11 protein-coding genes and 1 pseudogene are annotated in these 14,640 nt (G+C 70.1%); 8 read left to right on the plus strand and 4 right to left on the minus strand.

The annotated features are described in order from the left end of the window. Nucleotides 1-35 precede the first annotated feature (35 nt). Nucleotides 36-1,556: an acetyl-CoA hydrolase/transferase family protein gene (locus I55_RS23325; RefSeq protein ID WP_044562972.1), complete on the minus strand. Its 1,521-nt coding sequence runs from the start codon at nt 1,554-1,556 to the stop codon at nt 36-38. 331 nt (nt 1,557-1,887) lie between these two features. On the opposite strand from I55_RS23325, the gene I55_RS23330 reads away from it, so the two are divergent. From I55_RS23330 to I55_RS23345, 4 genes are all read left to right on the plus strand, one after another. Next, a complete protein-coding gene (locus I55_RS23330; protein ID WP_044562973.1) occupies nt 1,888-2,247 on the plus strand; it encodes a hypothetical protein in 360 nt (119 codons plus the stop codon). A gap of 211 nt (nt 2,248-2,458) precedes the next feature. Further along, nucleotides 2,459-2,650 carry a DUF1656 domain-containing protein gene (locus I55_RS23335; RefSeq protein ID WP_044562974.1) on the plus strand — a complete coding sequence of 64 codons (192 nt, stop codon included), beginning with the start codon at nt 2,459-2,461 and terminating at the stop codon, nt 2,648-2,650. Between the two features lie 56 nt (nt 2,651-2,706). Beyond that, a complete protein-coding gene (locus tag I55_RS23340) occupies nt 2,707-3,582 on the plus strand; it encodes an HlyD family secretion protein (protein ID WP_044563039.1) in 876 nt (291 codons plus the stop codon). Nucleotides 3,583-3,585: 3 nt separating this feature from the next. Further along, entirely contained in the window at nt 3,586-5,004 is a 1,419-nt protein-coding gene (locus I55_RS23345) for an efflux transporter outer membrane subunit (RefSeq protein WP_044562975.1), read from the plus strand. A gap of 135 nt (nt 5,005-5,139) precedes the next feature. Here the strand turns inward: I55_RS23345 and I55_RS23350 are convergent, their stop codons facing one another. Together I55_RS23350 and I55_RS23355 are read right to left on the minus strand one after the other, a co-directional pair. Further along, nucleotides 5,140-6,036 carry a LysR family transcriptional regulator gene (locus I55_RS23350; RefSeq protein WP_049974421.1) on the minus strand — a complete coding sequence of 299 codons (897 nt, stop codon included), beginning with the start codon at nt 6,034-6,036 and terminating at the stop codon, nt 5,140-5,142. A 13-nt stretch (nt 6,037-6,049) separates the two neighbouring features. Continuing rightward, on the minus strand, nt 6,050-6,943 hold the full coding sequence (locus tag I55_RS23355; RefSeq protein WP_044562976.1) for a LysR family transcriptional regulator: 894 nt from the start codon (nt 6,941-6,943) through the stop codon (nt 6,050-6,052). An 87-nt stretch (nt 6,944-7,030) separates the two neighbouring features. On the opposite strand from I55_RS23355, the gene I55_RS23360 reads away from it, so the two are divergent. The 4 genes and pseudogenes from I55_RS23360 to I55_RS38640 all read left to right on the plus strand — a co-directional run. Then, nucleotides 7,031-9,019, plus strand: a complete 1,989-nt coding sequence (locus I55_RS23360; protein ID WP_044562977.1) for an FUSC family protein — start codon at nt 7,031-7,033, stop codon at nt 9,017-9,019. Between the two features lie 243 nt (nt 9,020-9,262). Beyond that, on the plus strand, nt 9,263-9,646 hold the full coding sequence (locus I55_RS23365) for a response regulator (protein WP_044562978.1): 384 nt from the start codon (nt 9,263-9,265) through the stop codon (nt 9,644-9,646). A 63-nt stretch (nt 9,647-9,709) separates the two neighbouring features. Then, nucleotides 9,710-11,158: a PleD family two-component system response regulator gene (locus I55_RS23370; protein ID WP_044562979.1), complete on the plus strand. Its 1,449-nt coding sequence runs from the start codon at nt 9,710-9,712 to the stop codon at nt 11,156-11,158. Nucleotides 11,159-12,526: 1,368 nt separating this feature from the next. Continuing rightward, nucleotides 12,527-13,501 (plus strand): annotated as a pseudogene (locus I55_RS38640) (glycosyltransferase family 2 protein); the annotation flags it as partial. 74 nt (nt 13,502-13,575) lie between these two features. Here I55_RS38640 and I55_RS38645 read toward each other — a convergent pair. Further along, nucleotides 13,576-14,535, minus strand: a complete 960-nt coding sequence (locus I55_RS38645) for a glycosyltransferase family 25 protein (protein ID WP_159107261.1) — start codon at nt 14,533-14,535, stop codon at nt 13,576-13,578. Nucleotides 14,536-14,640 lie beyond the last annotated feature (105 nt).

Below are 14,640 nucleotides of genomic sequence, written 5' to 3' on the forward strand. Positions count from 1 at the left end.
CATGAGGGTGACCCTCATGCCGCTGGTGTCTGGCATCAGGCGGAAAGCGCCGCCTGCGCCGCCGGGGTGGCCAGCATGCTGCCGGTTTCCCGCGCGCGGATGTGCCAGCTGAACGCCTCCTCCAGCACATGCGGGGTCTGGCCGCCGCGCGCCACCGCCCGGCGCACATAGTCCGCCATCTGCGGGCGATAGCTGGGGTGCAGGCAGTTCTCCATGATCACCTGGGCGCGTTCCCGGGGGGCCAGGCCGCGTAGGTCGGCCAGGCCGCGCTCGGTGACGATCACGTCCACGTCATGCTCGGTATGGTCCACGTGGGTGACCATGGGCACGATGCTGGAGATGCGGCCGTCCTTGGCCAGCGACTTGGTGACGAACACCGACAGCTGGGCGTTGCGGGCGAAGTCGCCCGACCCGCCGATGCCGTTCATCATGTGGGTGCCGTTGACGTGGGTGGAGTTCACGTTGCCGTAGATGTCGCACTCGATGGCGGTGTTGATGGCGATCAGGCCCAGGCGGCGCACCACCTCCGGATGGTTGCTGACTTCCTGCGGGCGCAGGATGACGCGGTCGCGATACGCGGCGATGTTGGGCATGACGCGGGCCATCACCGGCGCCGTCAGCACGATGGACGAGGCCGAGGCGAAGGCCAGCTTGCCGGCGCCGAACAGGTCGAACGTGCTGTCCTGCAGCACCTCGCTGTACAGCTCCAGGTCGGTGAAGGGGCTGTCCTTCAGGCCGGACAGCACGGCGTTGGCGATGGCGCCGATGCCGGCCTGCAGGGGCGGCAGGTGGCGGGGCAGGCGGCCGGCCAGCACCTCCTTCTCCAGGAAGGTGATCAGGTGGCGGGAGATGGCCTGCGTGTCCGCGTCCGGCGCCTGCAGGGTGGTGGCGCTGTCGGGCTGGTTGGTCAGCACGATGGCCACGATCTTGTCCGGATCCACCGGAATGGCGGTGGCGCCGATACGGTCGGACGCGCTGGTCAGGCCGATGGGCTCACGCGCCGGGCGGCGCTTGGGAATGTAGATGTCGTGCAGGCCCTCCAACGCCGCCGGCTGGGCCAGGTTCAGCTCCACGATCACCTTGTCGGCCAGGATGGCGAAGCTGGCGGAATTGCCCACGCTGGTGGTGGGGACGATGGCGCCGGTCTCGGTGATGGCCGTCGCCTCGATGATGGCGCAGTCCAGGTGCCCCAGCGCGCCGGAGCGCAACTGCTCCACCATCTCCGACAGGTGCTGGTCGATGAACATGACCTCGCCCCGGTTGATGGCGGCGCGCAGGCGGGCGTCCGCCTGGAAAGGCAGGCGGCGCTTCAGCATGCCGGCGTCGGCCAGCATGCCGTCCAGGTCGTTGCCCAGGGAGGCGCCGGTCAGCAGGTTGATGTGCAGGGGCTCGGCCTTGCCCCGGGCGATCAGGGCCAGCGGCACCGCCTTGGCGTCGCCGGCCCGGGTGAAGCCGCTCATGCCCACGGTCATGCCGTCCTGGATCAGGCTGGCCGCCTGGTCCGCGCTCATCACGCGGTCGTGCAGGCCGCTCAGGCGAATTCGCTCTCTAACCATGTTCTTGTCCGTTGTTCGGCCCCTCTCCCTGGGGGTGGCCCCAGGACGCGTCAACGGCCCCTTGGTCGTTGCGGCCCCTTCCGGGTGCGGGCACCGAATATTTGGGGGCCTGCGCCGCTCGCCCTCCAATAGTTTCTGAGGGGGGTGACGATCACGGATACTGATCGTCGGCGCGGTGCCGAGTCATATGAAAAAGATATCGAATTCGCAGCATCGATATATTAGACGCACCGCAAAAACTGGGCGCATAGTTCGTCTCACCAACGACCGCGCCGACTGAAGGCGTTGTACCTCACAGGACGCGGCCCGGTTGATTGATGGAGATGTTGTGATGTTCGCGTCGCTGAAGAATTCCGCCCGGTCGGTCGCTGTCGCCGCCGCCGCCCTGTCCGCCCTGGCCGTCGCGGCCCCCCTGTCGGCCTGTGCCGCCTCGGCGCCCGAGGTGGTGGTGACCCCCGCCATCCACCAGGCCTGTGAGGCGATGGGCCTGCACCCGGCCAACGCCGACTTCGCCGCCTGCACCGCCGTCCTGATCCACGCGAAGGGTGAGCATGGGCAGGTTGCGCCCCAGGTCGGCCGTGAACAGCAGGCGTGCGCCCTGGCCGGCGTCTCGCCCGGCTCCTCGGAGTTCATGTCCTGCGTCAACAATCTGGACGCTGCGATGACGGCCCAGACCCTGTCGACCAACTGATGACGGGTTACCCCGTTCAGGGGTGGGGGGATCCAGGCGGTTGATCCGGTTCCGCCTCCCTCCACCCCCGTTCGTGGTGGTGTCCGCCGGCCCCCCTCCCATCGGGCCGCCGGGTGCCGCCACGCAAGAGGAAAAGGACGTGGCCAAGGGGGTGTAGACCCGCGGGGCCGCGTCCTTTTCTTTTCCAGGCTTCCAATCGAGGTTCTTCCCCGTGATCGCCGAACTGGACGTCGCCGGCATCTTCATGGCCCCCATCGTCGGCTATGGCATCGCAGCGCTGGCCCTGTTCCTGGCCTTGCGCGGTTTGCTGGGGGCCTTCGGCTTCTGGCGCGCGGTCTGGCATCCCGCCTTGTTCGAGGCGGCCCTGTTCTCGGCCTTGCTGTCCGGTCTGGTGCTGCTGTGAACCCCCGTTGGCTCAACGCCGGGCGCGCCCTGGGCCGGGGCGCGGCCACCCTGGCCATGGTGGCGCTGGCCATCCTGCTGATCGGCGCCTTGTGGCAGCGCTACATGCTGGCCCCCTGGACCCGTGACGGCCGCGTCCGGGCGGAGGTGGTGGACGTGGCGCCAGAGGTGCCGGGCACCATCGTCGACATCCCCGTCCATGACAACCAACTGGTGCGCAAGGGCGACGTGCTGTTCGTCATCGATCCTGTCCGCTTCCGTATCGCCCAGGCGCAAGCGCGCGCCGCGCTGGCCGCCGCCCGGGATGACCAGGCGCTGAAGCGCAGCGACGCCCAGCGCCGGCAGGGCCTGGCCGGCGTGGTGTCGGACGCGGAGCAGGAGCGGTTCCGCAGCACCGCCAACGTGGCCGGCGCCCAGCTGGACGCGGCGGCGGCGGCCTTGGACCTGGCCAACCTGAACCTGGAGCGGTCGGTCATCCGCTCCCCCGTCAACGGCTATGTCACCAACCTGCGCCTGCGGGTGGGTGACTACGCCACCGTGGGTCAGCCCCGGGTGGCGGTCATCGACACCGACAGCTTCTGGGTCTCCGGCTATTTCGAGGAGACCAAGCTGGCCCGCATCCATGAGGGCGACCCCGCCCGCATCAAGCTGATGGGCTACGCCAACCCGCTGGCCGGCCATGTCGAAACCCTGGCCCGCGGCATCAATGACCGCAACAGCGCCCCCAACGCCTATGGCCTGCAGGACGTGAACCCCGTCTTCACGTGGGTGCGGCTGGCCCAGCGCATTCCCGTGCGCGTGGCCATCGACACCGTGCCGCCGGGCATCGTGCTGGCCGCCGGCATGACCTGCACCGTCTCGGTGGGGGAGGAAGCCGGGCGGCCCCAGGGCCTGGTGGGCCGCGTGCTCGCCCGGCTGGAATCGAGGATCTGAACCATGATCCGCCGCAAAGTCCTGGCGGCGCTGCTGTTGGGCGCCACGCTGTCCGCCTGCACCGTCGTCGGGCCCGACTACAAACCGGTGCCCCTGGACGACCTGCCCAAGGGCTGGACGGAGGCGCTACCACCCGCCGCCGGGGTGGACACGATGCGGGCCTGGTGGGACAGCTTCCAGGATCCGACGCTCAGCCGCCTGGTCAACGCCGCCATCGCCGATAACGAGGATCTGAAGATCGCCCGCCAGCGCCTGGTCCAGGCGCGCGCCGCCCGGGTCGTCGCCAAGTCCGCCGACCTGCCGGATGTGCGGCTGGGGATTGATCCGGCCTTGCAACGATCTAGCGAGAGTGTGGATTGGCCGGCCGGCATCGGCAGTTACCACACTTGGCAGGCCGAACTGGACGCCACCTGGGAGATCGACGTCTTCGGCGGCACCAAGCGGGCGGTGGAGGCGGCCGACGCCGACATCGCCGCGACGGAGGAGGGACGGCGCGCCCTGCTGGTCAGCCTGCTGGCGGAGGTCGCGACCGACTATGCCCGCCTGCGCGCGGCGCAGCTGCGTCTGGCCATCGCCCAGCGCAACATCGCCGTGGCGGCCCAGGCGCTGGATCTGGCGCAACGCGCCTACCAGCGCGGCTTGGGCACGGTGCTGGAGATCAGCCAGGCCAAGGCGCAGCTGGAGACGGTGCGGGCCGCCACCCCGCCGCTGGAGGCCACGGTGGCGCGCATGAGCCATGCCATCGCCATCCTGCTGGGCCGCTATCCCGGCGAGCTGGAGGCGGAGCTGTCACAGCCCGCCCCGCCGCTGTCCGTGCCGGCCAGCCTGCCGGTGTCCCTGCCGTCGGAGGTGGTGGCCAACCGGCCGGACATCCGCCGGGCCGATCGCCGCTACGCCGCCGCCAACGCCCGCATCGGCGTGGCCACGGCCGCCAGCCTGCCCCACTTCGCCATTCCGCTGACCCTGATGCCCCAGGCGGCGGACCTGGGCAAACTGTTCAGCCTGGCCAGCCTGACCTACTCCCTGGGCGCCCAGGTGGCCGGCCCCGTCTACAACGGCGGCCGCGACGACGCCCGCGTCGCCATGGCCACGGCGGAGGCCGAGGCCGCGCGCATCACCTACGAGCGCACGGTGAAGGAGGCGCTGCGCGATGTGGAGGACGCGCTGGTGGGCTATCAGACGGAGACGCGGCGCCAGCAGACCCTGGCCGCCGCCCGCGACGACGCGGCCCTGGCCCTGGCCCATGCCACCCGGCTCTACGGCGCCGGCCTGACCGACTTCCTCAAGGTGCTGGACAGCGAACGCCAGGCCTACCAGGCGGGGGACCGCGAGGCCGAGAGCCGCCTGGCGCGGGTGGAGCATGTCATCACGCTGTACAAGGCCCTGGGCGGCGGCTGGCAGGGGATAGACTTGGATGAGTGATACGTCCCTCAAGCGCCGGGCGCCGCCATCCGGCGGCTAGGCTTCCTCAGTTTCCAGTCCACTTCGTTCCCCGGAAACTTCCGGCGGCCGCAGTCGCGTCCTACGGCGACATGAGTCAAAGTCTCACGTCATCGGTCATACCTCCGCCGCCTTCGCGGCCAGCGCCACGAAGGCGCGCACCGCCGGGGCCGGGTCGTCCTCGCGGTGGGCCAACGCCAGTTCATATCGGGCGTCGCCATCGGCCAGGGGGCGGTAGGCCACGCCGGCCACCGTCAGCCAGGTGGTGGTCGCCGGCACCAGGGAGATGCCGAGGCCGGCCGCCACCAGGCGGATGGTCAGCGCCACCTGCGGCACCGCCTGCACGACATGCGGGCTGAAACCATGGCGGCGGCACAGGTCGTCAATCTGGCTGCGCAGCTCCGCCCCGCTGGTCGGGTGGTGCAGCACCATGGGTTCCGTCGCCAGGCGGGCAACGGGTATGGCATCCAATGCCGCCAGAGGGTGGTCGGCCGCCAGCGCCACCACCAGCCCCTCCGGCGCCAGGGGCAGCACGGCGACGCGCGGGGGCAGGCTCAAGGGCGGCAGGCGGATGAAGCCCAGATCCAGCGTGCCGGTGGAAATCGCCGCCAGTTGCGACCCCACCGCCATCTCCGTCAACGCCAGTTCCACGCCGGGATGGCCGGCCCGGAAGTCGCGGAGCAGCGTCGGCATCAGGTCGCCCAGGCCGGCGGACCCGACATAGCCGATCTCCAGCCGCCCGACCTCCCCCCGCCCGGCCAGGCGGCCGATGGCCTCCGTCCGGGCCGCCTGCTCCAGGGTCTTGCGCGCTTCCGCCAGCACCAGGACGCCGGCGTCGGTCAGGCTGATGCGGCCCCGGGCGCGGTTCAGCAGGGGTGTGCCGATCTGGCGCTCCAGCGACTGGATTTGCTGGGTCAGGGCCGGCTGCACGATGTGCAACCGTTCCGCCGCCCGGCCGAAATGCAGCTCTTCCGCCAACAGGACGAAGGACCGCAGCAGCTTCAGTTCCAGCATCGCGGGCTCTCCTTCACGCGGTGGCGGCGGCGCGGCGCGCCTGGGCCACCAGGTTGCGCACGGCCGCCGCACCCTCGGCGGCGCGATAGACCAGGACGATGGGCGCCTTGTCGTAGCCGCCCGTCAGATCCAGCAGGCGCACGTTTTCCAGGCGCATGGTCCGCAGGCTGTCCGGCGCCACGGCGACGCCCAGGCCGGCGCCCACCAGGTTCAGCAGGGGCGGGAAGGCCGGCACCTCCTGCACGATGCGGGGGCTGAACCCGGCCTCACGGCAGGCGGCGATGATGATGTCGTGGACGTTGGGGCCGGCGGTGCGGGAGATCATCAGGAAATCCTCATCCGCCAGGTCGGCCAGGTCGATGGCGTCCCGCTCCGCCAGAGGGTGGCCGGCGGGCAGGGCGGCCATCAGCTTCTCCTCCACCACGGTGTAGGAGCTGAGGCCCGGGATCTCCGCCGTGCGGCCGCGCAGCAGGGCCACGTCCAGGGTGTTGTCGCGCACCGCGTCGGTCAGCTGGCCGAAATCGTTCATCTCCAGCGTCAGCTGCACACCCGGGTTCCTGGCGCGGTAGTCGCGGATCAGCCGGGCGATCCAGGGGTGGGCCGTGACCGACATGCTGAGGCCCAGGCGCAGGCGCCCCTTCTCCCCCCGCGCCACCTGCCGGGCGTTGGCCAGGGCCCGGTCGATCTGCGCCAGGATGGCCCGGGCGTCCTCCAGGAACGACGCGCCCACCGCTGTCAGCTCCACCCCGCGCGACAGGCGATGAAACAGGGGGCTGCCGATTTCCCGCTCCAGCTGTTGGATCTGCTGGCTCAGCGGCGGCTGGCGGATGCCCAGCCTCTCTGCGGCGCGGGTGAAGTGCAGCTCCTCCGCGACGGCGGTGAAGTAGCGCAGGTGGCGGATGTCCACAGGGATGATCCTGTCTGTTCTGGATATCGAAAATCGCTCAGCCATATATTGGACCGTAGGCGGGGCCCGGGTGCATCCTGATAATCGATGAACTGGCTGGCGTTCCGCTCATGGGTGGGCCGCCACCCCCGGCCCCTGGTTTCCCCCTTGCCCTTTCCATCCCCATCCGGTGTCCTCGCCACCCTGTTCCCCAGCCGGGGCGCCATCGGCCATGCCGTGCGCACGACGCTCGCGGCCCTGCTGGCGCTCTATCTCGCTTATGCCCTGCAGCTGGAAAGCCCGCAGACGGCGGCGGTGACGGTCATGATCGTCAGCCACCCCATGAGCGGCGCCGTCATCGCCAAGAGTGTGTGGCGCATCGTGGGCACGCTGGCGGGGGCGGTGGCGGCGCTGGCGCTGATGTCCGCCTTCGGTCAGTCGCCGGAGGCATTCCTGCTGCTCTATACCCTGTGGCTGGCGGGGTGTGTCGCGCTGGCCTCCCGCCTGCGGCGCTTCCGGTCCTACGCCGCCGTGCTGGCCGGCTACACCCTGGCACTGGTGGCGCTGGGCGCGGTGGACGATCCCTTGCGCACCTTCGACATCGCCACCGCCCGTGTCGCCGCCATCGTGGTGGGCGTGCTGACCAAGATGACCGTGTCGGGCGTGCTGTGGCCGGTGACGGCGGCCCGGCGGCTGGACAGCCGGGTGGCCCGCGTCACTGCCGCCGTGGCCGCCGCCGTGGCGCGGGACATCGCCGGCCAGGGCGCGCCGGGACGCCATCGCGAGCTGCTGGCCGAATTGCAGGGCCTGGATGACCTGGCCACATACGCCGCCGTGGAATCGGCCGCCTTCCGCCGCCAGGCCGACGGCGCGCGGGTGGTCGCGGCCGCCTTGTTTGGCCTGCTGGGTCGGGCCGATGGCGCGCGCCGGGCGCTGGCCGTGCTGCCGGCCGCCACGGGACCCCTGCTGGCCTGTCTGGAGCCGCTGGGCGCCGGCGAGGCCACCGCCTTCCGCCGGGCGGCGGCCTCGGCCCGTCGCCGCCTGCGTGCCGCAGTCCGCCTGGCCCACCGGTCCGGCGACGCGGCGGCGCTGGCTGCGGCCCATCAGTTGGGGGAGGTGCTGGACCTGATTATACGGGTGGCGGTGGCGCGCGACCCTGCGCGGCGCCTGACCTTCACCCTGCCGGAGCCTGCGGATGGCCCCTGGGCCAGCGCCGCCATCGCCGCCCTGCGCACCCTGATCTCCGTGGGGCTGGCGGCGGGATTCTGGATCGCCACCGAATGGCCGGCCGGCGCCACCATGGTCAGTTGGACCAGCGTCTTCGGCGCCCTGCTGGCCACCCGGTCCACCCCTGGCGCCGTCAGCCTCCAGGCCTTCCGCGCCGCCTTGTGGGCGGTGCTGCTGGGCCTGCCCGTCACCTTCCTGGTCCTGCCCGCCCTGTCGGAGTTCTGGGGCCTGGCGCTGGCCCTGGGGCCGGTCATCCTGCTGGCGGCCCTGATGTCGCAGCGGCCGGGGCGGGGGGATTTCGGCGCCTTCATGCCGCTGCTGTTCCTGACCCTGGTGGCGCCGACAAATCCCATGACCTACGATCTGCAGGCCTACCTGAACGCCGCCGGCGCCATCCTGATGGCCACGGTGTGGATCGTGATCACGTACCGCCTGATCCTGCCGGTGGACGGGCGGGGGGAGGTGCGGCGCCTGCTGGCCAGCTTTTCCGCCAGCGTGCGCACCCTGGCGACGGGGGCGTCGCCGGTGCCGGAGGTGGCGGCCTGGGAATACCGCCATCACCATCGTCTGGCGCGCCTGGCCGCCTGGGGCATGGACGACGGCACGCTGACCACGGCGCGGGCGCGCATGGACGTGGGCCGGTCCATCATCGCCATGCGCGCCCTCCTGCCAGGCCTGGCCGTCCAGGACCGGCGGCGGGGGGAGGTGGTGGTGCGCGCGCTGGGCCGGCTGATCGATGATCCGGCGCGCTTGTCCGTCTTCGCTGGGCGCGCCGGCCGCCGGCTGGAGGCCGCCGCCGCCGATACCGGGCGCGTCGGCTTGTTGGACCTGGCGGCTTGGTGCCGGCAACTGGGTGGAGTCTCGGCCTGATCGGCGCACGGGATGGCGGCGGGATATTTCCACGCCGATTCCCCCTGGTTTAACCATTTTTTTGGATTACCTGATGGATGTGGGGGCGCCGGGGGGGTACCACCAAGGCCTGAACGGGGATTCATCGCCATCATGGCAACGTAGCAATGACCAGCCTCGCCCTGACCGGAAAGTGCGCCGGATAGCGGTGGCACCCGCCCGGATTGTCCTTTAGTTTAGCCGCCACACGTCACGGACTGCTGCATGGCCACGGTTGCCGCCCCCGCCAAATGTGTCCTCATCGTTGAGGACAATGAGCTGAACATGAAGCTCTTCAATGATCTGCTGGAGGCGCACGGCTATCGCACGGTGCAGACCCGCGATGGCGGCATGGCCGTGGAACTGGCGCGGACCCACCGTCCGGATCTTATACTTATGGACATACAGCTTCCGGAGCTTTCCGGTCTGGACGTGACGCGCTGGTTGAAGGAAGATCAACAGCTTGGGGACATTCCCATCGTCGCGGTCACGGCCTTTGCCATGAAGGGCGATGAGGAGCGTATCCGTGAGGCCGGTTGTGACGATTACATCGCTAAACCGATCTCGGTTGCCACTTTCATCCGGACAGTCCGTCGCTTTCTGGATTAGGGTGCGCAATGGTACCTTGGATAAAGCCGCGCCATCCCCGCCGCGGCCGGAATAAGTGGTGTCATGTCGGCTCGCGTCCTGGTCGTTGATGATGTCCTGCCCAACGTCAAGCTGCTTGCGGCGAAGCTGACGCGCGAGTACTTCGACGTCATCACCGCCAGCAGTGGCCCCGAAGCGCTGGAAAAGATCAAGGCGCAGGCGCCCGACATCGTGTTGCTGGACGTCATGATGCCCGGCATGGACGGCTTCGAGGTGTGTGAGCGCATCCGCAGCGATCCGGCCATCATGCACATTCCCGTCGTCATGGTCACGGCGCTGTCCGATATCGCCGACCGCGTGCGGGGCCTTGAGGCCGGCGCCGATGATTTCCTGACCAAGCCCGTCAACGACGTGGCGCTGTTCGCCCGTGTGCGTTCCCTGGTCCGTCTCAAGATGATGATGGACGAATGGCGTTTGCGCGAAAGCACCTCGGGCCAGCTGGGCATGCTGGTCTCCACCGACAGCATGCACAACCAGTCGGCGGAGGGCGCCAACGTGCTGGTGGTCGAGGACAGTTCCATCGACCTGGACAAGATCACCGAGACGCTGGGCCGCGATCGCGGCCGGGTGGTGGCGGCCGATACCTGCGCCCGTGGTCTGGAACAGGCGCTGGCCGGGGACTTCGACTTCATCGTCATCAGCCTGACCCTGATGCGTGAGGACGGCCTGCGCCTCTGTTCCCAGCTGCGCTCGCAGGAGAAGACCCGCCAGGTACCGGTGCTGCTGGTGGCGGACGAAACCGACATCGACCGCGTGGCCAAGGGCCTGGAACTGGGCGCCAATGACTACCTGATCAAGCCCATCGACCGGAACGAGCTGATGGCCCGCGCGCGGACCCAGATCCGGCGCAAGCGCTATCAGGACCGGCTGCGCGCGAATTACGAGCAGAGCTTGTCCCTGGCCCTGACCGACAGCCTGACCGGGTTGTTCAACCGCCGCTACCTCAGCGCCCACCTGCCGCGGCTGCTGGACAGGGGCGGCGACAACCACAAGCCCGTGGCAGCCCTGCTGTTCGACATCGACCATTTCAAGGTGGTGAATGACACCTACGGCCATGGCGTGGGTGACGAGGTGCTGAAGGAGGTGGCGCTGCGCGCCAGCCGCAACCTGCGCAACTTCGATCTGGTGGCGCGCCTGGGTGGTGAGGAATTCGTCGTCGTCATGCCCGACACCGACCTGGCCGCCGGCGTGCTGGTGGCGGAGCGTCTGCGCCGCCGCATCGCCGAGACGCCTTTCGCCGTGACGGCCGAAGGCGGGCAGATCACGGTCACCATCTCCATCGGCGTGGCCGTGGCGGTTGGCGCCATGGGTCCGGAAGGCCGCATGGAAACCGGCGACAGCCTGCTGCGTCGGGCCGACATGGCCTTGTATGAGGCCAAGCGCGCCGGCCGCAACCGCGTCGTCACCGACAGCAGCCCGGATGCCGCGCCGCCGGCCCGGCAGGACGCCCCGGATCTCACCCTGCCGCGCTGAGGCGGGCTTTCCCTCCCCAAATGCCGCTGTTTGTGCTTTAAGGCGCACAGGCCGTGCCCCACCGCTTGTCGGGGGGCCATGCCTTCCCGCAGGCTTGAAGGGCCGTCCCAACCCATGTCCGCCGCCGCCCCATCGCCAGCCCCCCCGCCCGCGGAACCAATGCCCCCGGAACCAACAACCGCGGTGCGCGGCGATGCCGACTGGCGGCTGGCGGCCTTGCTGGCCGACCATCCCGATCCCGGTGAGGCGGTGGCCGCGCTGTCGCAGGCCTTCCGTGAGCTGTCGGCCACGGCCGCCCAGTTGCGCCGGGCGGAGCGGCGCACCCGCGAGCGTCTGGTCCAGGCCCAGGCCCGGGCGGAACGGCAGCGCGGTGATCTGGCCGCGGAGATCGCATGGCTGCGGGCCCGCCTGGCGGGGATGGAGGCCAGCACCTCCTGGCGCCTGACCGCCCCCTTGCGCGCCCTGCTGACCCGCTTGCCCGGACTGGCGGCCGGGCTGCGCCCGCCGCTGCGCTGGCTGGGCTGGACACTGACCGGCCGGCTGGGCCCTCAGCTGCGCCGCCGTCGCCAGCTGGCCCGCTGGTACCGTCTTGTGGCCGGTGACGCGCTGTTCGACGCGGACTGGTATCGCCAGGAATATCCGGAAGTTGTGGCCGGTGGCGCCGATCCGGTGCTGGACTACCTCACGGCCGGTGCCGCCGCCGGCCGCAACCCCGGCCCCGGCTTCTCCACCCGCCACTACCTGGACCACAACCCGGACGTGGCCGCCGCCGGCGTCAACCCGCTGGTTCATTATCTGGAACAGGGGCGGGACCAGGGCCGGCCCACGGCGCCCGCCTTCCAGCCGCGCTTCAGCCGTGACCGCGACTACGATGCCTGGATCCAGGCGCATGAGGCGGTGGATGACGCGGCGCTGGAGCGTTTGCGGGCGTTGGTGGCGGCGCTGACCGCGCGTCCCGTCATCTCTCTGCTGCTGCCGATCGAGGAGATGGACCTGGCGTCGCTGGAGCGGACCGTCGCGTCGGTGCGGGGCCAGCTCTATCCCGATTGGGAGCTGTGTGTCGCCCTGGACCCCGCCGCCGACCCGGCGGTGGTGGCAGACCTGCGCCGCCAGGCCGATCAGGATGGCCGCATCCGGCTGGCCGTGGGGCGGGAGGCACGCCTTCCGGCCGCGCTCGCGCTGGCCGGTGGCGACCACATCGCCCGGCTGGACCAGGGGGACGCGCTGTCGCCCGCCGCCCTCTATTGGGTGGCGGCGGAACTGGGTGACTGGCCCGACACCGACGCCCTGTTCAGTGATGAGGACACGATCGACGCCGATGGCTTCCGCCGCGATCCGAACTTCAAACCGGATTGGAACCCCGCCCTGATGCTGGGCCAGGACGCCTTCGCCCGCCTGGGCGTGTTCCGTCGTGCCCTGGTGCTGGCGGCGGGCGGCTACCGCCCGGGGTTCGAGGGTGCGGAGGATCATGATCTGGCGCTGCGGGTGGCGGCGGTGACAGGCCCCGACCACATCCGCCATGTCCCCCGCGTCCTCTATCATCGCGCCGCGCGGGCGGTGGCCGGGCCCGGCGCCTGGCAGGCTGGCAGGCGCGCGGTGGAGGATCATCTGGTCCGCCTGGGCCGGCCGGGCACGGTCTCCCCCGCCGGTGATGGCCATTATCGGGTCGACTACGCCCTGACGGCGCTGCCGCGCGTCTCCATCATCATCCCCACCCGGAACGGGCTGGATCTGCTGCGCGGCTGCATCGACAGCCTGCGCACCGTGTCCACATACCCCGATACCGAGATCATCGTGGTGGACAACGGCAGCGACGAGGCCGCGACGCTGGAGTATCTGGGGGACCTGGCGGCGGCGGGTGCCATCCGCGTGCTGCGCGACGACGGCCCCTTCAACTATTCACGCCTCAACAACCGCGCGGCGGACATGGCCACCGGCGACTATCTCTGCCTGCTGAACAATGACACCGTGGTGATCACGCCGGACTGGCTGGGGCACATGATGGCGCATGCCCTGCAGCCCGACGTGGGTGCCGTGGGGGCCATGTTGTACTACGCCGACGACACCATCCAGCATGCCGGCGTCGTCATCGGCATGGGTGGCGTCGCCGGCCATGTGCATCGCCGGCTACCGCGCGGGCAGGGCGGTTATTTCGGGCGAGCGGCGCTGACCCAGGACGTGTCGGCGGTGACGGGCGCCTGTCTGCTGACGCGGCGGTCGCTGTACCAGGAACTGGGCGGCCTTAACGAGCGCGCGCTGACGGTGGCCTTCAACGACGTCGACTATTGTCTGCGCCTGCGCGCGGCCGGATATCGCGTGGTGTGGGCGGCGACGGCGGAGCTGTACCATCTGGAGTCGGTGTCGCGCGGCCCGGACACCGACCCGGCCAAGCAGCGACGCTTCGCGGCGGAGATCGACTATATGGTGGAACGGTGGGCGGACGTGATGCACGCCGACCCCTGCTTCAATCCCAACCTGGACCTGCAATCGACCACGCCCCGGCTGGCCCGGCAGTCCCGGCTGTCGACTTCTTTTTGATTCAGCCCCCAGGCGCCGGGCGCCGCCATCCGGCGGCTTATCCTCGGTTTCCAGTCCGCTACGCTCCCCGGAAGCCCGATCAGAACCGGTACAGCCGCTTGGCGACGCTGTCGGTCAGCCGCTGCCAGCGGGCGGCGCAGCCGCAAGCGCAAGGGCTGGCCGACATGCCGCCCATCCGGCCGGGCGCCGATGCGCGAATCCATGTCGCCGCGCTGGTGCACCGGGATGGGACGGACCAGGTAGGGGATGATGTCGTTCTCCCAATACCGGTCCATGGTCTGGTCGATGGGCATGAAGATGCGGCGGCCGTAGTCCAGCATGCGCCGTGCCCCGTCCTGGCGGATGAGATAGGCGCCGAAGCCCAGGACATGGGTGCCCAGGCGGTACAGCTCCCCGTCCCGCAACGCTTTCACGGGTTTGCCCAGGAACTGGGCGTTCCTGGGTTCCCGCACGCGCTTGCGCAGGGATTCCAGGCGCACCACCTGCCATTCCGGCCGGGGATCGGCCAGCAGGTCCTCGATGATCCGGGGGAAGGCGGGGCTCAGCGCCACATCGTCCTCCAGGATCAGGGCGACGGGGATGTCGTCCCGCACCATGCGCTGGTACAGGCGATAGTGGCTGAGATAGCAGCCGATCTCCGTGTCCAGCATCTCCACGCCATAGATGCGCAAGGTGCGGTCGCGGTCATAGGCGGCGCGGTCGGCGTCGCCCAGCTGGCGGCCGTTCACGGCCGGCACGAACTCCACCGCCAGGCCCAACCGCGCGCACTGTTCGGTCATGTGCGCGCGCCGCACCACGTCATGCTCAAGGTTGATGACGAAGATGGGGCAGGGGGCCACGGCAGCGTTCCCAAGGTTCTTTGGCCGGCCCACGCCTGTTCGTCACGGGGGCGCGGGCGTGCCAATAGGAAAGGGCCGCTCCAGGAGCGGCCCTTCGCCTGATCA

This window comes from Azospirillum sp. B4, from assembly GCF_000333275.1.
GTDB lineage: Bacteria > Pseudomonadota > Alphaproteobacteria > Azospirillales > Azospirillaceae > Nitrospirillum.